This is a genomic window from Streptomyces sp. NPDC051104 (assembly GCF_040682835.1).
GTDB lineage: Bacteria > Actinomycetota > Actinomycetes > Streptomycetales > Streptomycetaceae > Streptomyces > Streptomyces cynarae.
Window position 1 is genome coordinate 123,414 of the sequence record NZ_JBFBBS010000007.1, and the last position, 22,156, is coordinate 145,569.

The window sequence follows — 22,156 nt, forward strand, 5'->3', positions numbered from 1 at the left end:
CCGGAGCACTTCCTCGACCGGTGGCAGGACGTGTCGGCGGTCAGCGTCCCGGTGTCGGCGCCGTGGACCGGGCAGGCGCTCGGCACGGTGACCGTGGCGTCACAGCTGTGCGCCGGGTGCCCGCCGCATCCGGGCGCGGCGCTCGCGGAGGCGGCCGTCGCGGCGGTCGAGGCCGAACTGCTCGCCCGGGCACGGCCGCCCGAGCGGGCCCTGCTGGATGCCTATCTGCGGGCGGCGCGCGGGCCGGATGCCGCGGTGGCCGCGCTGGACGGCCTCAGCCGCCTGGTCAGCACGGCGGCGGAGCGCATGGTGGCGCCGGAGTCCCTTCACGCCCTGGAGCGTACGGCGGTGGCGGTACGGCGCCAGGAGGACGTGCCCGCCGAGGCCGTCCTGCCCGAGGGCGCGGGGTGCACCGCGCGGATCACTCCGGTATGCCGGGACGGCGCGGTCGTCGGCATCGTGGCCGTGCTGGAACCGCTGGCCGATCCGCCGCCGCCGGTGCCGCGCCCGGCCGTCGCCCTGGTCGGCTGCTCGGCGCCCTGGCGCCATGCCGTCGGGCGCGCCGTCGAGCTGGCCCACTCCCGGGAGCCGCTGCTGCTGACCGGTGAGCGGGGGACGGGAAAGACCGCGCTCGCCCGGGAGCTGCTGGGCGAGCGCGCCGTACGAGTGGTCGACGCGGCGGAGAACGGAGAACTCGACCGGGCGCTCACCGAGCTGGCCCGGGGCCGTCCTCTCCTGCTCCGCCACGCCGAACGGCTCGCCCAGTCCGGTGTGGCCGCCCTGAACACCCTGCTCGACGCGCACCCCGAGGCGCCGCTGCTGGTCACCTACACGCCGGGCGCGCCGCCCGGCCCGTGTCTCCAGCGGCTCCTCGACACCCTGGCCGCCCGCTCGGTCACCTGCCCGCGCTGCGCGAGCGTCCCGAGGACGTAAGGGAGTTGCTGTCGGCGCTGGCCCCGCGACCCGCACCGGGCAGCCCGCCGTTGACCTGGGCACTGGACGCCCTGCGCGCCCTGGAGCGGTATCCGTGGCCCGGAAACGTGACCGAACTCGCGCATGTCGTACGGGCGCTGGCGGAGCACCGCCGGGCGTCCGGGCCGGTCCGCCGGGCCGAGCTGCCGGATCCCGTGCGCGACGGACCCGCGGTCCGTCCGCTCAGCCCGATGGAGCACGCCGAGCGCCACCACGATCCTGGAGGCGTTGCACCGCCACGGCGGCAACAAGGCGCGTACGGCGGCGGCGCTCGGCATCGGCCGCGCGACGCTCTACCGCAAGCTGCGCGGGTACCGGGGCTGACCGCAACGTCGTTGCAACCTGTCCGGTGCTGGGATCGTGCCGTGACCATGGACATGATTCCGCGCGTGGAGCTGACCCCCGCGGCCGCCGAGCTGGTGCGGCGGCTGCGGGAGGTCCACGGGCCGCTGATGTTCCACCAGTCCGGCGGCTGCTGCGACGGCAGCGCGCCCATGTGCTACCCGGAGGGCGAGTTCCGCACCGGCGGCTCGGACGTGCTGCTCGCGGAACTGGAGGTCGACGGGGTCGGTGAACCGGTCGGTTTCTGGATGTCCAGGAGCCAGTACGAGACGTGGAGCCACACCCGGCTGATCGTGGACGTGGTGCCGGGCCGTGGCAGCGGCTTCTCCCTGGAAGCACCCGAAGGAGTGCGTTTTCTCATCCGTTCCCGCGTCGTCGACGCCTGAGCACTGCGCGGGACACCACCCGTCTGGTGCACTTCCCCCGAGTCCTGCGGAAGTCGACGAGACATCAGGGGGAGCTGTGACGCGTCGCGACAGACGGTTCAGAGCCGTACTGACGGCTTTGCTGGCATGGAGCGCACTGGCCGGTGCCGCCCTCGCGGGGGCCGCCCCGGCCAGTGCCGCGCCGGGCGCCCGGAGGATCGCGCCGGGTGTCCAGTACAGCGAGTTCGACATCTCCGCGGCCCACGGGGTGACGCGCGCGCACCTCGTCACCGTGGACCTGCGCGATCCGCGGGTACGGGTCGACCTGCTGCATCCGCGTGCCGTGGCCGCCCGCGCCACCGTCTCCCAACTGGTCGGCGCGCAGCGTGCGGTGGCGGGGATCAACGGCGACTTCTTCAACATCACCGAGACCCGGCATCCTTGGGTCCCGGCGACCGGCTCGGCCGTCGGCCCGGCCGTCGCGAGCGGGCACACGCTCAAGGCCGCCGTGCCGCGCGGGCAGCGCTTCGGACCGGCCCTGCCGCCCGGTACGAGCACCGAGGACGTGCTCGGCGTGGGCACGGACCGTACCGCGCGCCTGGACCGGCTGACCCTCGACGGCTCCGTGACCGCACCGGGCGAGCGGCTGCCGCTGCGCGGGCTCAACCAGTACGCGCTGCCCGAGGGGTCGATCGGGGCGTACACCTCGGACTGGGGCAGTGTCTCGCGGCTGCGTGCCGTCTGCGGGACCGACACCGACCGGGGCGGGCCGTGCAGCACGGACTCGTACGAGGTGACCGTCCGGGGCGGCCGGGTCACCGCCACGGCCGATCATCCGGGCCGCGGCCCCATCGCGGCCGGCGGCACGGTCCTGGTGGGCCGTGAAGCGGGGGCGCGGCAGCTGCGCAAGCTCTTCAAGGGCGAGAAGGTCCAGGTGCGGCACCGGCTGGTGGCGGCCGCGTCCGGGGTTCCGTACCGCTTCGCCGTCGGCGGCTTCCCGGTGCTGCGGCACGGTACGCCGCTGCCCGGCCTCGACACCACGACATCCGCCGTGCGCACCGCGGTGGGCATCGAGGACGGCGGCCGCCGCCTGCTGCTGCTCGCCCTGGACGGCTCGGCCGCCTATCGCAGCGGCCTCACCGTCTCGGAGGTCGCCCGGACCCTGCGGTCGCTGGGCGCCACGGACGGCTTCAACCTCGACGGCGGCGGCTCCACGACCCTGGTCACCCGGTCGTCGGACACGGGCACGGTGAACGTGCGCAACCATCCCAGCGGAGGAGCCGAACGCCCCGTCCCGGACGGGATCGGGGTGTTCAGCTCGTGAGCGTCAGGGGCGCAGGCTGCTGACGATCTGCGCGGTCGCCGCGAGCCCCTGGTGGATGGTCGGGGCCATGCTCGTACTGGCCAGGAAGAAGCCGAGCAGAATGCAGACCAGCGCGTGCGAGATCTTCATGGCGTTGTTGCGCACGAAGATCACCGCAATGACCAGGAGCAGCAGCACCACCGAGATGGAAACGGCCATCATCACCCTCCTCCGCCACGCCCACTTCGCGGCTTTCGGCCGCAAGTGTGTCGTAGCGGAGGGTTCCTCCGGGCGGCTGACGTGTCCGCCGAACGTGTGGTTCTACGCCATCTCGTGGGCGTCGAGGAACGCCTCGAGGCCCGCGAGGTCGTCCGTGTTGACGTAGTCGACCCCGGCGGCCAGCAGTTCGCTCCACAGGGCGTCCCGGGCCGGGCCCGCCGCGTCGGGGGTGGCCCAGAAGCGCACCTTCTGCCGGTGCGCGTGCGCCCGGGAGAGGATGTCGCGCAGCTTCTGCCGCTCGGCGTCGGGGAAGGACCCCTCCCCCTGCCAGCTGAAGTTGAGGGTCCAGTTGTCGCTGATCAGTGGGACGAAGGTGGCGGGCGCGGGGCTGCCGAGGTCGCTGAGGCGGCCGTCGTAGAAGGCGTGCCGCACGGTCTGCGCCTCCATCGGGGCACGGGCGGCGCGGTCCCCGGAGATGACCGCCGTGACCGGTCCCGGGTACACGCGGCCGTGCGCGTACGTCGTGAACAGGTGCCGGTAGCGCCGGAGGTGGCGGTCGAGTTCCAGGTAGGTCGACGAGCCCTCGGTCTTGATGTCGATGAGGAGTTGCAGCGGTCCGCGCCAACCGCGGTGGACCGAGCCGTGGTTCGCCTTGACGAGGGCGGCGAGCGGGTCGAGATAGAGGGATTCCAGGGTGCGCCCGGGGTCGAGTTCGACGGGGTCGTGGGCGACGAGGAGCTGGTCGCCGACGAGGTAGATGTCGGCCTCCACGCTGCCGAAGCGGTGGTCGAGGGCGTCGAAGAGGGGTCGCGGGTGCTCGTAGTCGTTGTGGGCGTGGGCGCGCCACAGCGGGCGCGGGCCGCGCTTGCCCTCGCCCGCCCATGCGTGCGCGGTGGGCAGGGCGAGCGAGCCGGCGAGTGCGGCGCCCAGGGTGGTGAGGGCTCTGCGACGGGTGGTGAGGGCCATGCTCCGCCTCCCTTGATGTGCCGTACGGGACTTCAAGGGAGTATGGGCGCCCGTGAGCCTGGGGAAGCAGGGCCGACGGGGGAGTTGGCCGGACCGCCGTCCCGCGTTCATCTCGCTCGCCGGGCACACACGGAAAAGCCCGCCCCAGGTAGGGCGGGCTTCTCCCGGGCGTCACGTCACGGGGCCGGGAGGTCGGCCAGGTCGGCCAGCGCCTCGCGGTGGGCGCCCGCCGTGCCGTAGGCGATCGAATCCGCCTTGGCCCGCTTCAGATACAGGTGGATCGGGTGCTCCCAGGTCATGCCGATCCCGCCGTGCAGTTGCAGGGCCTCCTCGGCGGCGCGGACGGCGACGGGTGCCGCGTACGCCTCGGCGACGGCGACCGCGATGTCCGTGTCCTCGCCGCCCGTGGCGAGCGCGTCGGCCGCGTGGCGGGCGGCGGCCCGCAGGCCGGCGACCTCCAGCCACAGCTGTGCGAGCCGGTGCTTGAGCGCCTGGAACCCGCCGACGGGCCGGTTGAACTGCTTGCGTTCCTTCAGATAGCGCACGGTCTCGGTCAGGCACCAGTCGGCGACGCCGAGTTGCTCGGAGGCGAGCAGCCCCGCGCCGGCCCGCAGGGCTCGTCGTACGGCCGGTGCGGCGTCCGCGGTGAGCAGGCGCCCGGACGCGCCGTCGAGGGTGACCGTGGCGAGCGGGCGGGTGAGGTCCAGGGCCACCTGCGGGGTGATGGTGACGGCGGCCGCGTCCACGGCGTACAGGCATCCGTCGTCCGCCGGAACCAGCAGCACATCGGCTGCGGCCGCGTCCGCGACGGCACTCAATTCCCCGTGCAGCGCGCGGTTCTCGTGTCGTACGACGCCGTGGGCGCCGCCGGGTCCGGCGGACAGCCCGACCGCGAGCGCGCCCACGGTCCGCCCGGACGCCAGCTCCGTCAGCAGCTTGGCGGCCTCGTCGCTGTCGCTGGCGAGCAGGGCCTCGGTCGCCACCACCGCGCTCGTCAGGTACGGCACCGGGGCGACCGCGCGCCCCAACTCCTCCAGGACCACGGCGGCTTCGCGGTGCGAGGCGCCCTGGCCGCCCAGGGACTCCGGCACCAGGAGACCGGCGAGCCCCATGCCGTCGGCGAGCGCCTGCCACAGCGAGCGGTCGTGCGGGGCGTCCGACTCGATGCGCGCGATCACTCCCGCCGCGTCGCAGCGGTCCGTGAGGAGGTCGCGCACGGCGGAGCGCAGCGCCTCTTCCTCCTCCGAGTAGAGCAGATCGGGCTGCGTGCTCGTCGTGCTCATCGGGCCAGGTCCTTCCATGCGACGTCCTTGTCGGTGCGCGGCTCGGCGGGCAGGCCCAGGACGCGCTCGGCGACGATGTTCAGCAGGACCTCGCTGGTCCCGCCCTCGATGCTGTTGCCCTTGGAGCGGAGGTAGCGGTAGCCGGCGTCACGGCCGGTGAAGTCGACGAGTTCGGGCCGGCGAAGGGTCCAGTCGCCGTACAACAGGCCCTCCTCGCCGTGCAGTTCGACCTCCAGGCCGCTGATCTCCTGGTTGAGGCGGGCGAAGGCGAGCTTCATGCCGGAGCCCTCGGGGCCGGGCTGGCCCACGGCGAGCTGCTGGCGCAGCCGTTCGCCGGTGAGCCGGACGACCTCGGCCTCGACCCACAGCCCCAGCAGCCGCTGGTGCAGGTCGTGGGTGCGCAGATCGGGGCGCTCGCGCCAGGTCCTCGCGACCGGGCCGATCATGCCGCCCTCGCGCGGGATGCGCATGCCGCCGATGGACACCCGCTCGTTCATCAGCGTGGTCTGCGCGACCCGCCAGCCGTCTCCGACCTCGCCGAGGCGGCGGGCGTCGGGGATGCGGACGTCGGTGAGGAAGACCTCGTTGAACTCGGCCTCGCCGGTGATCTGCCGCAGCGGCCGGACCTCGACGCCGGGGTCGGTCATGTCGCAGATGAAGTAGGTGATGCCCTGGTGCTTGGGCACGTCCGGGTCGGTGCGGGCGATGAGGATGGCCCAGCGGGCGATGTGGGCGCTGGACGTCCACACCTTCTGCCCGTTCACGACCCAGTCCTCGCCGTCCCGGACGGCCCGCGTGCCGAGGGCGGCGAGGTCGGATCCGGCGCCGGGCTCGCTGAACAGCTGGCACCACACCTCCTCGCCCGTCCACAGCGGCCTGAGGTAGCGCCGCTTCTGCTCCTCGGTGCCGTAGCGGAGGATCGTCGGCGCGGCCATGCCGAGCCCGATGCCGATGCGGCGGGGGTCGTTGTCGGGGGCGCCGGCTGCCTCGAGCTCGGCGTCCACGACGGCCTGGAGGGAGCGGGTGGCGCCGAGGCCGCCGAGGCCCTCCGGATAGTGCACCCAGGCGAGTCCGGCGTCGAAGCGGGCCCTGAGGAAGTCGAGGCGGTCGGTGGTGGCGGAAGAATGGGAGGCGAGCAACTCCTGCGTACGGCGGCGCAGTTCGGCGGCGTCGGTCATGCGGCGGCTCCGTTCTCCGGGACGACGGCGACACGGCCGGTCGTCACACCGTCGGCCACGCGCTGCACGGCGGTCGCGGCACCGCTCAGCGGGACACGCTCGCTCACCAGGGGCTTGATGGCGCCGCGGGCGGCCAGCTCGGTGAGCTGTTCGTGGCAGTGCTGGACCAGCTTCGGGTTCTTGGTGTTGTACAGGCCCCAGTGCAGGCCGAGGATCGAGTAGTTCTTGACAAGTGCGTGGTTCAGCCCCGGGCTGGGGATGGACCCGCTGGCGAAGCCCACGACGACGATCCGGCCCTCGAAGGCGACGACCTTCGCGGACTGTGCGTATGCCTCACCGCCCACCGGGTCGTAGATCACGTCGGCGCCCCGGCCGCCGGTGGCCTCCTTCACCGCGGCGACGACGTCCTCGGCGCGCCGGTCGATCACCACGTCACAGCCCAGCTCCCGGGCGACGGCCGCCTTGTCCGCGCCCCCGACGACGCCGATGACCGTCGCACCGGCCGCCTTGCCGAGCTGCACGGCCGCGCTGCCGACCCCTCCTGCGGCTGCGTGGACGAGCAGCGTCTCGCCGGCCTCCAGACCGGCCCGGCGGTGCAGACCGAACCAGCCCGTCTGGTAGCCGATGTGCAGGGCGGCGGCCTCGGCGTCGTCGAGGGAGTCCGGGGCGGGCAGCAGGGCCGCGGCGTCCGCGAGTGCGTACTCGGCGAAGCCGCCGTACGGCAGCGCCGGGTTGGCGATCACGCGGCGCCCGTCCTCGGTCTCGCCGCAGATCTCCACTCCCGGCGTGAACGGCAGCGGCGGCCGGACCTGGTACTGCCCGCGGCACAGCAGCGCGTCCGGGAAGTTGACGTTGGCGGCCCGTACCTTCAGCAGGACCTGGCCGTCGCCGGGCGTGGGCCGCTCCACCTCCGCGAGGCGCATCACCTCACTCGGCTCACCGTTCTCGTGCACTTGCCATGCCTGCATGCGGGGCCTCCACCGACTGCTCTGTCCGACCGGGCTCATCGCATACTAAGCGGTCGCTTGCCCATGAGGGAACAGTCGGATGCGTCACGAACGAGCGGGCCGCGCCCGTACGTGCATCCGCTCCCCCTGCGGCCCGAACAGGCTGAGGAACTCCACCGGCCCCTCCCCCGTCGACCCGAACCAGTGCGGCACCCGCGTGTCGAACTCCGCCGCCTCCCCCGCGGCCAGCACCACATCGTGCTCACCCAGCACCAGCCGCAGCTTTCCGGACAGCACGTACAGCCACTCGTAGCCCTCGTGCGTCCGCGGATCGGGAGCGTGCTTGCGCTGCGGTTCGAGGACCTTGAAGGCCTGGAGCCCTCCGGGCTGCCGGGTCAGCGGCCAGTGGGTGCGGCCGCCCCGGACGATCGGCTTGGCGCGCACCCGCGGGTCCTCCACCGCTGGCGCACCCACCAGTTCGTCCAGCGGTACCTGGTGGGCCTGCGCGATCGGCAGCAGCAGTTCGAGGCTGGGCCTGCGCAGGCCCGACTCCAGTCGGGAGAGGGTGCTCACGGAGATGCCGGTGGCCTCCGACAGCGCCGCGAGCGTCACCTCCCGCTCCTTGCGGATCCGTCGCAGCCTCGGGCCCACGCCCGCGAGAACGTCGTCGGTACTCATGGCTGCATTGCAGTTTCGGCAAACGTGTTTGTCAATGCCGCAGCATCGGGGCGACTTCGCCCCCGCCCGGGAGAGACGAAGGTGTAGGCAGGCCGCCCTAGGTGCACCATGACTGCATGCTGCTGAGCCGGCTCGCCCATGTGTCCCAGGAGGTCTCCGCCACCTCGGCGCGGTCGCGGAAGATCGCGCTGCTCGCCGAGCTGTTCCGGGCCGCCGACGCGGACGACGTGCCGATCGTCATCCCCTATCTGGCCGGACGCCTGCCCCAGGGGCGGCTCGGCATCGGCTGGAAACTCCTCGACCAGGGAGTACCGCCGGCCGAGGAGCCCACGCTCACCGTGCGGGACGTGGACGCCCGGCTGACCCGGATCGGCTCGGTCACCGGCACCGGCTCGCAGGCGGAACGCAGGAGGCTGGTCGGCGCGTTGCTGGCGGCGGCCACCGCCGAGGAGCAACGCTTCCTGTTCGGGCTGCTCACCGGGGAGGTGCGGCAGGGGGCGCTGGACGCCCACGCCGTGGAGGGACTGGCCGGGGCGACGGGCGCCGACCCGGCGGACGTACGGCGGGCCGTCATGCTCGCCGGGTCACTGCAGACCGTGGCGCGGGCACTGCTCGCCGACGGCCCGGCGGCCTTGGAGGCGTTCCGGCTCACGGTCGGCCGGCCGGTGCTGCCGATGCTGGCGCAGACCGCGTCCTCGGTCGCCGAGGCCGTCCGGAAGCTGGGTGCGTGCGCCGTCGAGGAGAAGCTCGACGGCATCCGCGTCCAGGTCCACCGGGACGGCGACGAGGTACGCATCCACACCCGGACCCTGGACGACATCACCGACCGGTTGCCGGAGATCACGTCGGCCGCCCTCGAGTTGCGGGGCGAGCGGTTCATCCTGGACGGCGAGGTCATCGCCCTGGACGAGGACGGCAGGCCGCGCTCCTTCCAGGAGACCTCGGGGCGTGTCGGCTCCCGGGTGGACGTGGCGACGGCCGCCGCGTCCGTCCCCGTCTCCCCTGTCTTCTTCGACGCGCTGTCCGTGGACGACCGGGACCTGCTGGACCTGCCGTTCACGGACCGCCACGCCGAGCTCGCCCGGCTGGTCCCGGAACCCATGCGGGTGCGGCGCACGCTCGTGCACGACCCGGGCGACCCGGGGGACATCGCCGCCGCGGAGGCCTTCCTCACCGAGACGCTGAAGCGCGGACACGAGGGCGTGGTGGTCAAGGCGCTGGACGCCCCCTACAGCGCGGGCCGGCGCGGCGCGTCCTGGCTCAAGGTGAAACCGGTGCACACCCTCGACCTGGTGGTGCTGGCCGCCGAGTGGGGCCACGGCCGCCGCACCGGCAGGCTGTCCAACCTCCACCTCGGCGCACGCAACCCCGATGGCTCCTTCGCGATGCTCGGCAAGACGTTCAAGGGCATGACGGACGCGATGCTCGCCTGGCAGACCGAGCGGCTGAAGGAACTGGCCGTCGAGGACAACGGCTGGGTGGTGAGGGTACGGCCTGAACTCGTGGTCGAGATCGCCTACGACGGGCTGCAGCGCTCCACCCGCTACCCGGCCGGCGTCACGCTGCGCTTCGCCCGAGTGGTGCGCTATCGGGAGGACAAGCGCCCCGAGGAGGCCGACACCGTGGAGACGGTGCTGGCCGCCCACCCCGAGGTGGCGCCGTGAGCGGGCGGAGCAGGCGCAGCGCGGGTCTGCTGCTGTTCCGGCGCACCGACCACGGTCCGGAGGTCCTGCTGGCCCATATGGGCGGCCCGTTCTTCGCCCGCCGCGAGGCCGGCGCGTGGACCGTGCCCAAGGGCGAGTACGACCCCGACGAGCCGTCCTGGGACGCGGCCCGCCGTGAGTTCCGGGAGGAGCTGGGGCTGCCGCCGCCCGACGGGGAGGCCGTCCCGCTCGGCGAGGTGCGGCAGAGCGGCGGCAAGACCGTCACGGCCTGGGCGGTCGAGGCGGACCTCGACCCGGCGGCGATCGAGCCGGGCACCTTCACGATGGAGTGGCCGCCGAAGTCGGGGCGCCTGGAGGAGTTCCCGGAGGTGGACCGGGTGGCGTGGTTCGGCCTCGACCGGGCCCGGGAAGTGATCGTGAGCGCGCAGCGGGCGTTTCTGGACCGGCTCGCGGAGCACTCGAGCCTGGGCGGAGTCCGATGACACCGGGACAACGCCGCCCGCGTTGCGGCCGCCACCGCCGCGCGGGAAGGTCGAAGCAAGCCTTTCCAGGAGGTCAGCCATGCCCATCGCCACCGTGAACCCGGCGACCGGCGAGACGCTCAAGACGTACGACGCCCTGGGCGCGGAGGAGATCGAGCGCAGGCTCGCCGCCGCCGATGCCGCGTTCCGCACCCATCGCACCACGACGTTCGCCCAGCGGGCGCTGCTCATGCGCAAGGCGGCCGACCTGCTCGATGAGCACCGGCAGGAGATCGCCCGGGTGATCACCACCGAGATGGGCAAGCCGGTCAAGCAGGCCCGCGCCGAGGCCGCGAAGTGCGCCAGGGCGATGCGCTGGTACGCCGAGCGTGCCGAGGAGCTGCTCGCCGACGAGGAGCCCGCCGACGTCGACGTGAAGGACTCGGGCGCCTCCCGGGTGATCGTGCGCTACCGGCCGCTCGGCCCGGTGCTCGCCGTGATGCCGTGGAACTTCCCGCTGTGGCAGGTGATCCGGTTCGCGGCGCCCGCGCTGATGGCGGGCAACGTGGGCCTGCTCAAGCACGCCTCCAACGTCCCGCAGACCGCGCTGTATCTCGAGGACCTGTTCCGCCGGGCGGGCTTCCCCGAGGGCTGCTTCCAGGCCCTGCTGATCGGCTCCGGAGAGGTCGAGAAGGTGCTGCGCGACCCGCGGGTCAAGGCGGCCACGCTCACCGGCAGCGAGCCGGCGGGCCGGTCCGTCGCCTCGGTCGCCGGGGACGAGGTCAAGAAGACGGTGCTGGAACTGGGCGGCAGCGACCCGTACATCGTCATGCCGTCCGCGGACCTGGACCGGGCCGCGCAGGTCGCTGTGACGGCCAGGGTGCAGAACACCGGGCAGTCCTGCATCGCCGCCAAGCGGTTCATCGTGCACGCGGACGTGTTCGACGCGTTCGCCGAGCGGTTCACGGCCGGGATGAAGGCGCTCAAGGTCGGCGACCCGATGGACGAGGAGACCGAGGTCGGACCGCTGTACAGCGAGCGGGGCCGGGCCGACCTGGAGGAACTCGTCGACGACGCGGTGGAGGCGGGCGCGACGGTGCTGTGCGGCGGCGAGCGGCCCGACCGGCCCGGCTGGTACTACCCGCCGACCGTCCTCGCCGACATCACCCCCGAGATGCGGATCCACCGCGAGGAGGCGTTCGGCCCGGTGGCCACGCTGTACCGGGCCGCTGACCTCGACGAGGCGGTGGCGATCGCGAACGACTCACCGTTCGGACTGAGTTCGAACGTCTGGACCCGCAACGGGACCGAAGTGGACCGTTTCGTGCAGGACCTGGAGGCCGGCGGGGTGTACGTCAACGGGATGACGGCGTCCCACCCGGCGTTCCCGTTCGGCGGGGCCAAGCGCTCCGGTTACGGGCGGGAGCTGGCCGAGCACGGAATCCGCGAGTTCTGCAACATCACCACGGTGTGGCACGGGGCATGAGCGTTCCACGGTTACGATCGCCTCTGTGAACCGCGAAGTGACCCTGCCTCTGATCGTCGACGACCGCGGGACCTTGCAGGTGGCTGCCGCCGATGTGAGCAAGTTGTTGCGCAGGCTGGGCGGTCGATGGGTGCGGCTTGTGGAGGAGGGGGAGCAGGGGTTGGACGAGGACACGGTGGCCGCGTTGGCCATCGAGCTGGCGAAGCTCGCGGACCGGATCGACGTCGCGTGCATCGCGCACAGCAGTGGTTCCTAGGGCCGCCGGGGGCCACTGCGGTCAGCCCTTGCCGTCCAGTTCCCACAGCGCGTGCCAGAAACTGGTCTCGTGGTTCTGGAGCAGGCGGCCGTAGCGGTGGGCGCGCTCCTCGTTCAGGCGGTCCGCGTCCAGGGCCTCCTGGATCGCCGCGCTCGCCTTCCGGTCCAGGTCCGGGGAGGGCTCCGCGAACAGGTCGAAGAAGGCGCAGGCCTCGTCGGTGAAGCCGTAGCAGTCGCGTAGTGCCTGCGCGATCCTGGCGCAGTAGTCGCCCCATGTCGCGAAGTTGGCGCTCAGGGCCAGAACGACGTCGGCCGGTTCCCCGTTCAGGGCCAGCCAGGCCACGTAGGCGGCATACCCCTGGCAGTCCGCCATCGGCTCGTACCCGGCCGGCGTCTCCTCCTGGCAGGCGGCGGCGTACGCGCCCAGACGGTCCTGGGCCACGGCCTCGGCCTCGGTGAGCGCGGTGAAGAAGTCCGCGCACGCCGGCTGGTCCCCGCAGCGCTCGGCCAGGTGCTGGAAGGCGCGGCGGTCGGAGGCGATCACATCCCGCTGTTCGGCGGCCAGGGCGGCGAGGGTGGCGGGCCGGGCCGCCCCGCGGGCGATCAGCGGAAGCAGCCGGTTGGCGTGCGGATCGGGGGCGAGTCTCTCGGTGGCCGTCTCCAGCAGTTCCCTGGCCGTACGTGTCATCGACGCTCCTCCTCCGACTACGACTGCGACTTTACGCACACACGTCGTCACTGTACGTCCACCACCGGATCGGAGTAGCACCGCGAGATATCCCCGCTGCGCCGGGTGATCGTGGGTGGACCACCCGCGTAAGGGTGACGAACCCCCTTCCGCCGGGGGACGAAGAATCCTCCGCCAAGGCGAAAGAAGGCGCGCTCCATGGCGACTCTGTGCAAGCCCGCGGTTTCTGTCCCGGAACACGTGATCACGATGGAGGAGACGCTGGACCTGGCGCGCTCCCGCCACCCGGACCACCCTCAACTCCCTCTCGCGCTGCGGCTCATCGCGAACACCGGGGTCAAGACCCGGCACATCGTGCAGCCCATCGAGGAGACCCTGAAGCACCCGGGCTTCGAGGAGCGCAACAACCTCTACGAGGCCGAGGCGAAGGCCCGCGTGCCCGCGGTGGTGCAGCGGGCGCTGGACGACGCCGAACTGCTCACCACCGACATCGACGTGATCATCTACGTGTCCTGCACCGGGTTCATGATGCCCTCGCTGACCGCGTGGCTGATCAACACGATGGGCTTCAGCACCGACACCCGGCAGATACCCATAGCCCAGTTGGGCTGCGCCGCCGGTGGCGCAGCCATCAACCGGGCGCACGACTTCTGCACGGCCTACCCCGACGCCAACGCCCTCATCGTGGCCTGCGAGTTCTGCTCGCTGTGCTACCAGCCCACCGACCTGGGCGTCGGCTCGCTGCTGTCCAACGGCCTGTTCGGCGACGGCATCGCGGCGGCCGTCGTGCGCGGCAAGGGCGGCACCGGCGTGAAGCTGGAGCGCAACGCCTCGTACCTGATCCCGAAGACCGAGGAGTGGATCGCGTACGACGTCCGGGCCACCGGATTCCACTTCCTGCTGGACAAGCGGGTGCCCGCCACGATGGAACCGCTCGCCCCGGCGCTCGACGGACTGGCCAGGCAGCATGGCTGGGACGCCTCCGAGCTGGACTTCTACATCGTCCACGCGGGCGGCCCGCGCATCCTGGACGACCTGAGCAAGTTCCTGCACGTGCCGGCGGAGGCGTTCCGGTTCAGCCGGGCCACGCTCACCGAGTACGGCAACATCGCGAGCGCCGTCGTCCTGGACGCGCTGCGTCGGCTGTTCGAGTCGGGCGGCGCCGAACACGCGGCGCGCGGGCTGCTGGCCGGTTTCGGACCGGGCATCACGGCGGAGATGTCGCTGGGCCGCTGGCACATCTCCGGGAACGGGAAGAAATGAGATGACCACCGACACGGACGACAGGCGGCGCGCCGCGGCCGAGGGGATGGGCGGCGGGGTCCTGCCGCCGGTCCGCCCCTGGCCCGCCCTCCACCCGCCCGGCCCGGACTTCGACCCGGACCTGGCCGAGCTGATGCGCGAAGGCCCGGTCAGCCGGGTCGAGCGGCCCGACGGCGAGGGCTGGGCCTGGCTCGTGACCCGCTACGACGATGTGCGCGCGGTCACGAACGACCCCCGCTTCGGCCACGAGCCGGTCATGGACGGTCGACCGGCCCGGCTCGTCCCGCACGTCGTCCCGCAGCGGGACGCGGTCGCCTTCCCGAACCCGTCCGACCCTGCCCGGCCGCGCCGCTCGGTCGCCGCGGCCTTCACGGCGCGCGGCGTCGAACGGGTGCGCGAGACGGCGCGGCGCATGCTCGACGAACTGGTCGACGAACTGCTCCAGGACGGGCCTCCCGCCGACCTCATCGCGGCGGTCCTCGGCCCCTTCCCCGGCGCCGTGATCTGCGAGCTGATGGGGATCCCGGCCGCCGACCGGCGCGACATGCGCACCTGGACCCGGCTCATCCTCTCCCCCGCGCACGGCACGAAGGCCGGTGAGCGGGCCAGGGACGAGATGAGCGCGTACTTCACCGGCCTGATCGGCGCCCGTGAGGGCGGCACCGGCGAGGACGTCGTCTCGCTGCTCGGGGCCGCCGTGGGCCTGGGTGAGGCGGCACTCGACGAGGCGGCCGGCCTAGCGGTGCTGCTGCAGATCGGCGCGGAGGCGGTCACCGGCCACACCGGCCGGATGTTCCACCTCCTGCTGACCCGTCCGGACCTGACCGAACGTCTGCGGGCCGAGCCCGCGATCCGCCCGCAGGCCGTCGACGAACTGCTGCGGTACATCCCGCACCGCGACGCCGTGGGCCCGCCCAGGGTAGCGACGCAGGACGTGGAGGTCGGGGGCGCACGGATCCGGGCGGGTGAGGCGGTGTATGTGTCGTACGCGGCGGCGAACCGCGACCCGGGTGTGTTCCCGGACCCGGAGACGATCGACTTCGCGCGCTACCCGAACCCCCATGTGGCGTTCGGCTCCGGCCCGCACCGCTGCCCGGGCGCCATGCCGGCCAGGCTGGCGTCCGAGATGCTGCTGGACGCCCTCCTGGACCGGGTACCGGGGCTCCGGCTCGCGGTGCCGCCCGATGAGGTCCCGTTCCGCGAGGGCGCGCTGACCCGCGGGTCCGATGCCCTTCCCGTGACGTGGTGAGCGGCTCATGACGACGACTGACAGACCATTGGCCACCGAGGGCCTGTTCGTGCCGCCGGGTCACGGACGCGTGGTCCAGACACCGGCCCAGCACGTGACGTTCAAGGTGACCGGCTCGCACTCGCGCATGGCGTCCACGTTCGAGGTGATCGTGCCTCCGGGCTTCGACGTCGGCGCCCATGTGCACACGCGCAGCGAGGAGCTGTTCTACGTGCTCGAGGGCGAGCTGGACGTGCTCGCCTTCGAGCCACGCGTACGGACCCCCGACAACTGGCAGAAGTGGGAGTCGAGCTCGGGCCGCCGGGTGCTGCGCGCCACCCCGGGCACGGTCATCGTCGTGCCCCCCGGCTGCCCCCACGCCTTCGCCAACCCGACGGAGACCCCGGCGAAGATGTTCTTCCAGGCGTCCCCGCCCCCGGACCACGAACGCTACTTCGAGGAACTCCTGGAGATCCTCGCCGACGGGGGCCCGCCGGACCACGAGGCGATCGAGGCGCTGCGGAGGCGGTACGACATCGAGCAGATCACGCCGCTCAAGCACCGTTAGCGTCTGTGGGAGGGCCCTCAGCGAATGGGCATGCCGGAAAGCGTCCGGGCGATCACCAGCCGCTGGATCTCGCTCGTACCCTCGAAGATCGTGTAGATGGCCGCGTCGCGGTATGTCACCTGCGCGCGGGTGGCGTTTGACCTGCGTAGCCCGGTAATCGGGCCGCGTTGCTCCGGGTTGGTTGGGTATTCCGCCGGGTTCCGTGGGATAGATCGTCTCCCAAACCGTCTCCCAGAAAACGAGCGCGCCCCCCAGCCTGTGAGCTGGGGGGCGCTCGCGCCGGCCACCACAATGGGGGGCGCCACATCGTGGGGCCGGCACGTCTTTGGGGGTTCGACCCTCCGTATTGCCTGGTGCATGCAGGTCGATGCCTTGATTCACCCCTTCGAGTGAACACACGTTCGATTCCTGGACACTACACGCAGCCCTGCGGCATATGCCAGTCCACTGCAGGGCTACACGCTGTGGAGTTGCTGTGTCGGGTCGGGGGCTTCCGCCTGTTCTACGGCGGGAGTTGGGCGGTCCGTCGCGAGGCTGTGACTTTTTCATGAGGCGACCATTTGGGTACTGACACAAGATCACAGACGCCCGAACGTCTGACGCGTGCCAGCCCGCCGCAGTCCCCGACCCGACTGGGTCTTACAACGTCGTGTCAGCCTCGGTCACCGCATCGCCGATCTCCGGCGACAGGCGGAGCTATCGCAGGAGGAGCTGGCCCATCTCGCCGGCATGGAGCGGCGGTCGATCCAGCGCTACGAGAACGCGGTGCGGGATCCGCAGTTCTCCGACCTGCTGCTGATTGCTCATGCTCTGCGGGTGCACGTGACTGACCTCCTCCGGTGAGCACTGTCGACTGGCGTGTAGTCAACAGCCCGTACCGGCGGTAACGGAATGGTCGGACCATGTTTATCTGCACAGGCCCCACACATCCCATGCATTGCAGTGACCTGCGGTAACGCTTGGGCCAACGCTCAGGCCGTTTCGCCCCTCAGTAGGCGGCCGGCTGCGTCGCTCTCGCGGCGCCAGGCTCGCCACAGCTCTGTGCCCGTCTCGCAGGTGCGGTCGAGGTCGCGGCAGGCGCCGCAGCCGGTGAAGTGGGTGGCGTAGGCGCTGTAGGCCTCCTGAGCGGGTGCCAGCTGTACGGCCGCGACGACAGGTCGGCGCGGGCTGCTTCCACCGTCGGCCGGGTTGTTCGTAGGCTCGTCCACGTCGACGCTCCGCTCGTCGGCCACGCCCCCGGGCCCTGCCAGGCCGCGGGGGTCTTTATGTGCGCAGGTCTACTGCGGTGTACCGCACTGTACTGCGGTCGCGCGGTGTACCGCAGTTACCTACGGTCGATCTGTGAGCGTTGATCTTGACCGGACGCGGCCGATTTGGCGGCAGATCGCGGCCGTCATCGTGGCACGCATCGAGGACGGGACGTACCCGGCCGGATCGCGGGTGCCGTCCGTCGTGGAGATCTCCACCGAGTTCGACGTCGCGGCGTCCACGGCGCAGAAGGTGCTGGGCTACTTGAAGCGCGAGGGGCTGGTGCGGACGGAGGTCGGGCTCGGGAGCTTCGTCGAGCCAAAGCCATAGGCCGCTGTCCGACCCCGCCACTACGCTGATCGTCATGTCCTCCTCTCCCCCGCCGCAGGGTTCGGTGCGGTCTGCTGCCGTGGTGCAGGCGGACATTCATGCCCTGCTCAAGGCGACGGGTGGCTGGCTGTGGGGCCCGACGCGGGCGCGCTACGAGGAGCTGCGGGATGAGTGGGTGGAGGCCGTGCGCGGGGAGATGACCACCGCGGCATGACGAAGCCCCGCACGGTGGCGGGGCTTCATCGAGGCTGTCAGTCTTCGGCAACCGTGAGGCTGGCGAGTGCGCGACTGATCTGCGACTGGTTGATACCGAGGATGCGAGCGGCCTTGGACTGGTTGTCGCCAGCGCGCCGAACCATCGACTGGATGAGTTGAGCGCGCTCCCGGCTGGCCGCAACGACTTTCTCCTGTGCGGCCTTCAGTGCGGCGTCGGCGGCCTGGTAGTCGTCGTACAGGGCCTGGATCTCGCTCTGCCACTCCAGGTTGCCTCCAACCTTGAACTGCTCCAGCGGGGTGAGGGCGTTCCACTGCTCCAGCGACTGGGCGTTGGCCTCGCGCCAGGCGGCGAGGGCGGCCTCGGACTGCTCGGGGATGATGGGGGCGGGGATGGCGTCGTACTGGAGGGCGGCGTTTTCGAGGGTGCACCAGTCCAGGCCCTGCGGTCCGTCGCCGTCGCGGGTGGTGAGGGTTTCGAAGTCGAGCACCTTGGCGGAGTTGGCGTTGCGGTCGACGTCGACGACGATCCAGTCTCCGCCGGTCTGGTCGACGTAGTGGTCGCCGACGTTGATGGTGTCGATGTCGTAGCGCATGGTCCCGCCCCTTCGTGGTTGTGTCTTGCCGACAAGACAACTATGCGCCCCCCTCATAGAAATGTCAATGAGGGGGGTGCATAGACTTCGCCCGTGACCGCCTTCGACTTCCCCGAAGACCTGCTGGCTCTGGAGTCCCGCGCCTGGGAGGAGATCCAGGCCGGACGATTGACCACCGCCACCGCGGGCGCCGCACAGGACGCCGTGAGCGTGTTCGCCGCCGAGGGCGGGCACGACCGGTATGAGGTGGAGATGGCGCTCAAGAAGGCCGTGCGGCACCCGGAGCCCGCGGAGGGCTGACAGCAGCAAGCCCCGCACCGGGTGCTGTTCCGGGCGGGGCATCAGCACAGTGCCAGCTGCTGCTGATATGACGAACCAAGCCTACGGGGCGCCACTGACAACGCGGGGTCGGAGTCGAACCGGCGTCCATGCCGGGCATGACCCCGGCCGCTCTGTACCCGTTGAGCTACCCGCAGCCCCCAGGATGGCAGACACCTCGGCCACGCATAGGATCGAACACGTGAACGATCTGTCGCCGGAGGAGCGCCTCGACAAGCTGCGCACGCTGGAGGAGTGGCTGGACTGGCAGCTGCGCCAGACCCGGGCCCGCATCGCAACCCTGGAAGCCGAGGTCGAGCGCGAGCGGCGGCAGCGGGAACGGGCGTGGCGCGAGCAGCAGTGGAAACTGCAGCCCAGCCGCGCGGCAGGCGACCGCACCAGCACCCTCCACCGCGGCGGCTGCACCATGTGGAAGTCGGAGATGGGCTACCTGTCGCGGGAGGACGTGCTCCTCGCGCTCGACGACGACACGATGACCGTCGAGATGTGCGGCATCTGCCGGCCCGAGACCGGACTACGGGAGGGCTGACAGGGCGGCCGTCTTCCGCGTACCGTGTCTGGGCGCACGGGAGGAGGGGCCATGAGCGACGACACCACATGGGGCTACGACACCGCCTGGGGCTGAACCCCGGACAGCACAACGCCCCCGCAGCCGAAGCTGCGGGGGCGTTCGCTTGTTCAGAGGCCGATGTCCTCGGATGCGGCGTCGGTCCATTTGTCGGCTTCGCGGATGTAGCCCCAGAAGGCGGGGCTGTTGGCGGCGTGGCCGGACTGGGCGCGGATCTTTTCTTCGCGCTTCCCGGCCCGGCGGCTGGTGGTGATGAATCCGGCCCGCATCGAGTGGCCGGTGAGGCGGACGGCGAGCCCGGCGCGTTCGGCGTTGCGGGCGATGATCTCGCGGACGGCTTCCGGGGAGAGCGCGCGGCCGCCGAGGTTGCCCCAAACGTCGATGGGCAGGAAGGCGGGGCCCCCGGTGATGCCCGCGGCCGCGCGCCAGGTCGACCAGGCCCGGACGGGGCAGGTGTCGGGGTTCGTGCCGTAGGCGACGACGACGTTGCGGGGCGGCCGCCCTTTCACCGCTGGGACGTGCACGTCGAGTCCCTGGCTGACGAGGGTGATGCCGTCGACGGTGAGGGCGGCGACCTCGGCGGAACGTCCGGCGATGCCGAAGGCCATGAGCCACAGCGCGCGGTCGCGGAGGCCGGTGAGTCCGGCGGCCGCTGCCGCGCTCATCTTGCGGAGCTGGTCGGGGGTGGCGGCGGCCGCCGGTCCGCGGCCGCGCGCCATGCGCTCGGGGTCGGCTTTCAGCGGCTTGAGGGCTTGCCGGGCGGCGACGGTCACGGCTTTGGGGACTTCGATGCCGCGGCCGCGCAGGGTGACGGTGACGCCGGTGATGCGCCGGTCGATGCTATTGGGCGCGGCCGCTTTGATGGTGTCGAGCCAGACGACGAAGCCGACGAACGTGCCCTTCGTAACGGCGGCCAATGGGAGCGGCTGGCCCGTCCGTTCGGCGAGCCAGTCGTGGAACTCTTCCCACAGCTTCCAGTCGTTGGCGTAGCTGCGCTTTGTGTTGTGGGGGCGGATGGCGTCGAGGTGCTTCTCGGCTGCCTCTTCCATCGCGTGCAGGACGGCGAGCGTCGCAGCGTCGTAGGCGGCGGGGGTGGCGTCCGGCTGGCGGGGGACGAGGTCGGTCACGCTCAGACCGCCTTCCGTCGATCCTCAAGGCGAGTGACCCCGTGCGCCAGGTGCTCCGCGCGGTCTGCTGCGGCGAGGAGCGCCATGGCGAGCCGCCTGGCGTCGGAGACGTACATCGGCACGAAGTCCTCGCCGGGAAACATGGATTCCGGGGTGGACACGTGGACCATGCCATCCGCCGTGTCCTGCTCATCTATCGCACGGACAACCCACACGTACTCACGACTCCCATAGGGGTGGGGCTGCTCGCGCAGGTCCCACTCGTGGCCGGGCATGGAGTGGTCGGGTCCGTTGATGCGGGTCGGCTTGGGGCGCTCAGCGCTGCCAGCCATGGCCGTGAGGCGCAGAAGTTCGCGGCGGATCTCTCCGAGTGTCAGGTCGTCAGCCATGGCTAATTGTACCGTTTTTTCGCCCGCGATATGGCATGTTATCGAGAGTGCTACTGCCGAACGGGGCTCCCCTTCACGGGCGTTCAGCGACTCCCGGACGCGACGAAGCGCCCCGCCCTCCCGAAGGAGAGCGGGGCTGAAGTCGAGCGGCACAGGGGTCATCCGTCTCCGGCCGGTAGACGGCGCCACCTCTCAAGCAGCGCGAAGCGTGAGCGCCGGGTCTCGCACCCGGATGCCGCAAGTTCAACTGTACGGTCCGAACCTTGAAGTTCGGGCGGGGATCTTCAACTTACGTTGCGCGAGCGCAGTCACGCGGTCTCGTCGGTGGCGTACCCGTCGGGCAGTCCCGGATACACCGGCTCGAGGAACGGGTTGATGCTCGGCGCGGGGATGGGCTGCGGGTCGAGGCGGCCGAGCTGCTCGAGACTGCGCGCGTCCGCCGCCGTGTCGTCACGGCGCGGCGTGCGCGGGATGGGTTCGGGCATGGTGCTCCTACGGGTATTGGCGGCGGTTGGGGTCGAGTCCGGCGGCGAGGGGGACGGGTACACCGCCGCTGCCGCTGTCCCCGCCGCCGTTGGTGTCGCGGCACGTGTAGTGGGTGGAGCCGTCCGCATCCGGGGTGCACTCGTAGGTGACGCCGCCGTACTGGAACGTCCAGCCCGACGGCGGGGGTCCGGCCGGTCCGCGGTCACCCTGCGGACCCTCGGGTCCTGCCGGCCCGGGATCGCCCTGGGGGCCCGGCGGGCCGGCGGGTCCGGTCGGGCCTGCGGCTCCGGGTTGGCCGGGTGAACCGGTCGCGCCGGGCTGGCCGGTGCTGCCGGACGCGCCCGGCGACCCCGATGGGCCTGGGGATCCGGACGGGCCGGGTGATCCGGTGTCGCCCCTCGGTCCGGGCGGCCCCGCCGGGCCGGGGATCGGCACCGGCACCTCTGCGCGCGCGGAGAGACTGGGCACCGCCTTCGCCGGGTCGGGCGCGACAGGCGTTCCGCCCTTCGCTTTCACCTGCTCCCGCAGTGCCCGGACGTCGCTGGCGAGCGTCGATACGGCATTCCCGCGGAGGTCTGCCTCGGCGGCGTACTGGTCGGCTCGGCGGCTTTCGGCGTCGATGCGGCCCCAGATGATGACGGCCGCGCCGGACAGGGCCAGCATCCAGCACAGGATGGCGATCCACCGCCAGCTTCCGGCGAGGGCCCGTTCTGCACGGGTCACGGATCGCCTCCCAATTCGATGACTTTGACGCGGAGGCGGGCGATCGCCTCCTGATCCTCCACCCGCCGCTCCAGGAGGGCGGTGATCCGGCTGTCGCGTTCGGCGAGCTCCTTGCGCAGACCGTCGCGTTCTTCCTGGATCTGGTCGAACTCTGAGTTCCAGCGGGTGGTTGCGGTCTCTCCCCGCTTCCCGAGGTACGCCACCACGCTGCCGGACAGGACCCCAGCGAACGCGAGGATCGCGCCGATGGTGGTGGCGTCCAAGGTGGCTC

At 71.7% G+C, this 22,156-nt stretch carries 28 protein-coding genes, 1 tRNA gene and 2 pseudogenes; 15 read left to right on the plus strand and 16 right to left on the minus strand.

Annotation, left to right across the window (positions count from 1 at the left end; translation table 11 throughout):
- The 3 genes and pseudogenes from AB0N14_RS13255 to AB0N14_RS13265 form a co-directional block, all read left to right on the plus strand.
- Positions 1-1,296, plus strand: a pseudogene (locus tag AB0N14_RS13255) (helix-turn-helix domain-containing protein); the annotation flags it as partial.
- 47 nt (positions 1,297-1,343) lie between these two features.
- Positions 1,344-1,700 carry a DUF779 domain-containing protein gene (locus AB0N14_RS13260; protein WP_366025939.1) on the plus strand — a complete coding sequence of 119 codons (357 nt, stop codon included), beginning with the start codon at positions 1,344-1,346 and terminating at the stop codon, positions 1,698-1,700.
- A 118-nt stretch (positions 1,701-1,818) separates the two neighbouring features.
- Positions 1,819-3,003: a phosphodiester glycosidase family protein gene (locus tag AB0N14_RS13265; RefSeq protein WP_366025752.1), complete on the plus strand. Its 1,185-nt coding sequence runs from the start codon at positions 1,819-1,821 to the stop codon at positions 3,001-3,003.
- Between the two features lie 3 nt (positions 3,004-3,006).
- Here AB0N14_RS13265 and AB0N14_RS13270 read toward each other — a convergent pair whose 3' ends face one another.
- The 6 genes from AB0N14_RS13270 to AB0N14_RS13295 form a co-directional block, all read right to left on the minus strand.
- On the minus strand, positions 3,007-3,201 hold the full coding sequence (locus AB0N14_RS13270) for a hypothetical protein (protein WP_366025940.1): 195 nt from the start codon (positions 3,199-3,201) through the stop codon (positions 3,007-3,009).
- Between the two features lie 102 nt (positions 3,202-3,303).
- Positions 3,304-4,167, minus strand: coding sequence for a phosphatidylinositol-specific phospholipase C/glycerophosphodiester phosphodiesterase family protein (locus tag AB0N14_RS13275; RefSeq protein WP_366025753.1), 864 nt, complete (start codon positions 4,165-4,167; stop codon positions 3,304-3,306).
- 176 nt (positions 4,168-4,343) lie between these two features.
- On the minus strand, positions 4,344-5,450 hold the full coding sequence (locus tag AB0N14_RS13280) for an acyl-CoA dehydrogenase family protein (protein ID WP_366025754.1): 1,107 nt from the start codon (positions 5,448-5,450) through the stop codon (positions 4,344-4,346).
- Positions 5,447-6,628: an acyl-CoA dehydrogenase family protein gene (locus AB0N14_RS13285; protein ID WP_366025755.1), complete on the minus strand. Its 1,182-nt coding sequence runs from the start codon at positions 6,626-6,628 to the stop codon at positions 5,447-5,449. The genes AB0N14_RS13280 and AB0N14_RS13285 overlap by 4 nt, the downstream gene beginning before the upstream one ends.
- Positions 6,625-7,596, minus strand: coding sequence for an NADPH:quinone oxidoreductase family protein (locus AB0N14_RS13290; protein ID WP_366025756.1), 972 nt, complete (start codon positions 7,594-7,596; stop codon positions 6,625-6,627). The genes AB0N14_RS13285 and AB0N14_RS13290 overlap by 4 nt, the downstream gene beginning before the upstream one ends.
- Before the next feature lie 84 nt (positions 7,597-7,680).
- Positions 7,681-8,253, minus strand: coding sequence for an XRE family transcriptional regulator (locus AB0N14_RS13295; protein WP_366025757.1), 573 nt, complete (start codon positions 8,251-8,253; stop codon positions 7,681-7,683).
- 116 nt (positions 8,254-8,369) lie between these two features.
- On the opposite strand from AB0N14_RS13295, the gene AB0N14_RS13300 reads away from it, so the two are divergent.
- From AB0N14_RS13300 to AB0N14_RS13315, 4 genes are all read left to right on the plus strand, one after another.
- The gene (locus tag AB0N14_RS13300) at positions 8,370-9,917 is read left to right on the plus strand and encodes an ATP-dependent DNA ligase (RefSeq protein WP_366025758.1); all 1,548 of its coding nucleotides are present in this window, start codon (positions 8,370-8,372) and stop codon (positions 9,915-9,917) included.
- Positions 9,914-10,399, plus strand: a complete 486-nt coding sequence (locus AB0N14_RS13305; protein ID WP_366025759.1) for an NUDIX domain-containing protein — start codon at positions 9,914-9,916, stop codon at positions 10,397-10,399. The genes AB0N14_RS13300 and AB0N14_RS13305 overlap by 4 nt, the downstream gene beginning before the upstream one ends.
- Positions 10,400-10,478: 79 nt before the next feature.
- Positions 10,479-11,864, plus strand: a complete 1,386-nt coding sequence (locus tag AB0N14_RS13310) for an NADP-dependent succinic semialdehyde dehydrogenase (RefSeq protein ID WP_366025760.1) — start codon at positions 10,479-10,481, stop codon at positions 11,862-11,864.
- A gap of 25 nt (positions 11,865-11,889) precedes the next feature.
- The gene (locus AB0N14_RS13315) at positions 11,890-12,120 is read left to right on the plus strand and encodes a DUF6213 family protein (protein WP_366025761.1); all 231 of its coding nucleotides are present in this window, start codon (positions 11,890-11,892) and stop codon (positions 12,118-12,120) included.
- Positions 12,121-12,141: 21 nt separating this feature from the next.
- On the opposite strand, the gene AB0N14_RS13320 is transcribed toward AB0N14_RS13315, so the two are convergent.
- Complete coding sequence (locus AB0N14_RS13320; protein WP_366025762.1) at positions 12,142-12,807, minus strand: transcriptional regulator; 666 nt, start codon at positions 12,805-12,807, stop codon at positions 12,142-12,144.
- Between the two features lie 189 nt (positions 12,808-12,996).
- Here AB0N14_RS13320 and AB0N14_RS13325 point away from each other — a divergent pair.
- The 3 genes and pseudogenes from AB0N14_RS13325 to AB0N14_RS13335 form a co-directional block, all read left to right on the plus strand.
- Positions 12,997-14,070, plus strand: a pseudogene (locus AB0N14_RS13325) (type III polyketide synthase); the annotation flags it as partial.
- A 46-nt stretch (positions 14,071-14,116) separates the two neighbouring features.
- The gene (locus AB0N14_RS13330) at positions 14,117-15,319 is read left to right on the plus strand and encodes a cytochrome P450 (RefSeq protein ID WP_366025941.1); all 1,203 of its coding nucleotides are present in this window, start codon (positions 14,117-14,119) and stop codon (positions 15,317-15,319) included.
- Between the two features lie 7 nt (positions 15,320-15,326).
- Positions 15,327-15,866 carry a cupin domain-containing protein gene (locus AB0N14_RS13335; RefSeq protein WP_366025763.1) on the plus strand — a complete coding sequence of 180 codons (540 nt, stop codon included), beginning with the start codon at positions 15,327-15,329 and terminating at the stop codon, positions 15,864-15,866.
- Positions 15,867-15,883: 17 nt separating this feature from the next.
- Here AB0N14_RS13335 and AB0N14_RS13340 read toward each other — a convergent pair whose 3' ends face one another.
- Complete coding sequence (locus AB0N14_RS13340; RefSeq protein ID WP_366025765.1) at positions 15,884-16,225, minus strand: acyl-CoA dehydrogenase family protein; 342 nt, start codon at positions 16,223-16,225, stop codon at positions 15,884-15,886.
- 244 nt (positions 16,226-16,469) lie between these two features.
- On the opposite strand from AB0N14_RS13340, the gene AB0N14_RS13345 reads away from it, so the two are divergent.
- On the plus strand, positions 16,470-16,709 hold the full coding sequence (locus AB0N14_RS13345) for a helix-turn-helix transcriptional regulator (RefSeq protein ID WP_366025766.1): 240 nt from the start codon (positions 16,470-16,472) through the stop codon (positions 16,707-16,709).
- A 128-nt stretch (positions 16,710-16,837) separates the two neighbouring features.
- Here the strand turns inward: AB0N14_RS13345 and AB0N14_RS13350 are convergent, their stop codons facing one another.
- Complete coding sequence (locus AB0N14_RS13350; RefSeq protein WP_366025767.1) at positions 16,838-17,074, minus strand: hypothetical protein; 237 nt, start codon at positions 17,072-17,074, stop codon at positions 16,838-16,840.
- A 133-nt stretch (positions 17,075-17,207) separates the two neighbouring features.
- Between AB0N14_RS13350 and AB0N14_RS13355 the strand changes: the two genes are divergently transcribed.
- Positions 17,208-17,444, plus strand: a complete 237-nt coding sequence (locus AB0N14_RS13355) for a GntR family transcriptional regulator (protein ID WP_366025768.1) — start codon at positions 17,208-17,210, stop codon at positions 17,442-17,444.
- A gap of 34 nt (positions 17,445-17,478) precedes the next feature.
- Entirely contained in the window at positions 17,479-17,658 is a 180-nt protein-coding gene (locus AB0N14_RS13360) for a hypothetical protein (RefSeq protein ID WP_366025769.1), read from the plus strand.
- A 37-nt stretch (positions 17,659-17,695) separates the two neighbouring features.
- On the opposite strand, the gene AB0N14_RS13365 is transcribed toward AB0N14_RS13360, so the two are convergent.
- On the minus strand, positions 17,696-18,253 hold the full coding sequence (locus AB0N14_RS13365) for a hypothetical protein (protein WP_366025770.1): 558 nt from the start codon (positions 18,251-18,253) through the stop codon (positions 17,696-17,698).
- Positions 18,254-18,346: 93 nt separating this feature from the next.
- Here AB0N14_RS13365 and AB0N14_RS13370 point away from each other — a divergent pair, with 93 nt between their 5' ends.
- A complete protein-coding gene (locus tag AB0N14_RS13370) occupies positions 18,347-18,553 on the plus strand; it encodes a hypothetical protein (RefSeq protein WP_366025771.1) in 207 nt (68 codons plus the stop codon).
- 99 nt (positions 18,554-18,652) lie between these two features.
- Here the strand turns inward: AB0N14_RS13370 and AB0N14_RS13375 are convergent.
- A tRNA-Met gene (locus AB0N14_RS13375) sits at positions 18,653-18,730 on the minus strand.
- Between the two features lie 43 nt (positions 18,731-18,773).
- Between AB0N14_RS13375 and AB0N14_RS13380 the strand changes: the two genes are divergently transcribed.
- Positions 18,774-19,121 (plus strand): DUF6233 domain-containing protein, encoded by a 348-nt coding sequence (locus AB0N14_RS13380; protein WP_366025772.1) that lies wholly within the window; start codon positions 18,774-18,776, stop codon positions 19,119-19,121.
- A 149-nt stretch (positions 19,122-19,270) separates the two neighbouring features.
- On the opposite strand, the gene AB0N14_RS13385 is transcribed toward AB0N14_RS13380, so the two are convergent.
- The 5 genes from AB0N14_RS13385 to AB0N14_RS13405 form a co-directional block, all read right to left on the minus strand.
- Positions 19,271-20,287 carry a hypothetical protein gene (locus AB0N14_RS13385; protein ID WP_366025773.1) on the minus strand — a complete coding sequence of 339 codons (1,017 nt, stop codon included), beginning with the start codon at positions 20,285-20,287 and terminating at the stop codon, positions 19,271-19,273.
- 2 nt (positions 20,288-20,289) lie between these two features.
- Positions 20,290-20,676 (minus strand): hypothetical protein, encoded by a 387-nt coding sequence (locus tag AB0N14_RS13390; RefSeq protein ID WP_366025774.1) that lies wholly within the window; start codon positions 20,674-20,676, stop codon positions 20,290-20,292.
- A 308-nt stretch (positions 20,677-20,984) separates the two neighbouring features.
- The gene (locus tag AB0N14_RS13395) at positions 20,985-21,161 is read right to left on the minus strand and encodes a hypothetical protein (protein ID WP_366025775.1); all 177 of its coding nucleotides are present in this window, start codon (positions 21,159-21,161) and stop codon (positions 20,985-20,987) included.
- 7 nt (positions 21,162-21,168) lie between these two features.
- Positions 21,169-21,885 carry a collagen-like protein gene (locus AB0N14_RS13400; RefSeq protein ID WP_366025776.1) on the minus strand — a complete coding sequence of 239 codons (717 nt, stop codon included), beginning with the start codon at positions 21,883-21,885 and terminating at the stop codon, positions 21,169-21,171.
- Entirely contained in the window at positions 21,882-22,148 is a 267-nt protein-coding gene (locus tag AB0N14_RS13405; RefSeq protein WP_366025777.1) for a hypothetical protein, read from the minus strand. The genes AB0N14_RS13400 and AB0N14_RS13405 overlap by 4 nt, the downstream gene beginning before the upstream one ends.
- Positions 22,149-22,156: the final 8 nt, after the last annotated feature.

What these genes read in the sequence shown, in the direction of transcription:
- AB0N14_RS13260 (WP_366025939.1), top strand. Translation starts at nt 1,344, where the DNA reads ATGGACATGATTCCGCGCGTGGAGCTGACCCCCGCGGCCGCCGAGCTG.
- AB0N14_RS13270 (WP_366025940.1), bottom strand. Translation starts at nt 3,201, where the DNA reads ATGGCCGTTTCCATCTCGGTGGTGCTGCTGCTCCTGGTCATTGCGGTG.
- AB0N14_RS13275 (WP_366025753.1), bottom strand. Translation starts at nt 4,167, where the DNA reads ATGGCCCTCACCACCCGTCGCAGAGCCCTCACCACCCTGGGCGCCGCA.
- AB0N14_RS13280 (WP_366025754.1), bottom strand. Translation starts at nt 5,450, where the DNA reads ATGAGCACGACGAGCACGCAGCCCGATCTGCTCTACTCGGAGGAGGAA.
- AB0N14_RS13285 (WP_366025755.1), bottom strand. Translation starts at nt 6,628, where the DNA reads ATGACCGACGCCGCCGAACTGCGCCGCCGTACGCAGGAGTTGCTCGCC.
- AB0N14_RS13290 (WP_366025756.1), bottom strand. Translation starts at nt 7,596, where the DNA reads ATGCAGGCATGGCAAGTGCACGAGAACGGTGAGCCGAGTGAGGTGATG.
- AB0N14_RS13295 (WP_366025757.1), bottom strand. Translation starts at nt 8,253, where the DNA reads ATGAGTACCGACGACGTTCTCGCGGGCGTGGGCCCGAGGCTGCGACGG.
- AB0N14_RS13300 (WP_366025758.1), top strand. Translation starts at nt 8,370, where the DNA reads ATGCTGCTGAGCCGGCTCGCCCATGTGTCCCAGGAGGTCTCCGCCACC.
- AB0N14_RS13310 (WP_366025760.1), top strand. Translation starts at nt 10,479, where the DNA reads ATGCCCATCGCCACCGTGAACCCGGCGACCGGCGAGACGCTCAAGACG.
- AB0N14_RS13320 (WP_366025762.1), bottom strand. Translation starts at nt 12,807, where the DNA reads ATGACACGTACGGCCAGGGAACTGCTGGAGACGGCCACCGAGAGACTC.
- AB0N14_RS13330 (WP_366025941.1), top strand. Translation starts at nt 14,117, where the DNA reads ATGGGCGGCGGGGTCCTGCCGCCGGTCCGCCCCTGGCCCGCCCTCCAC.
- AB0N14_RS13335 (WP_366025763.1), top strand. Translation starts at nt 15,327, where the DNA reads ATGACGACGACTGACAGACCATTGGCCACCGAGGGCCTGTTCGTGCCG.
- AB0N14_RS13340 (WP_366025765.1), bottom strand. Translation starts at nt 16,225, where the DNA reads ATGCACCAGGCAATACGGAGGGTCGAACCCCCAAAGACGTGCCGGCCC.
- AB0N14_RS13360 (WP_366025769.1), top strand. Translation starts at nt 17,479, where the DNA reads ATGTCCTCCTCTCCCCCGCCGCAGGGTTCGGTGCGGTCTGCTGCCGTG.
- AB0N14_RS13365 (WP_366025770.1), bottom strand. Translation starts at nt 18,253, where the DNA reads ATGCGCTACGACATCGACACCATCAACGTCGGCGACCACTACGTCGAC.
- AB0N14_RS13390 (WP_366025774.1), bottom strand. Translation starts at nt 20,676, where the DNA reads ATGGCTGACGACCTGACACTCGGAGAGATCCGCCGCGAACTTCTGCGC.
- AB0N14_RS13395 (WP_366025775.1), bottom strand. Translation starts at nt 21,161, where the DNA reads ATGCCCGAACCCATCCCGCGCACGCCGCGCCGTGACGACACGGCGGCG.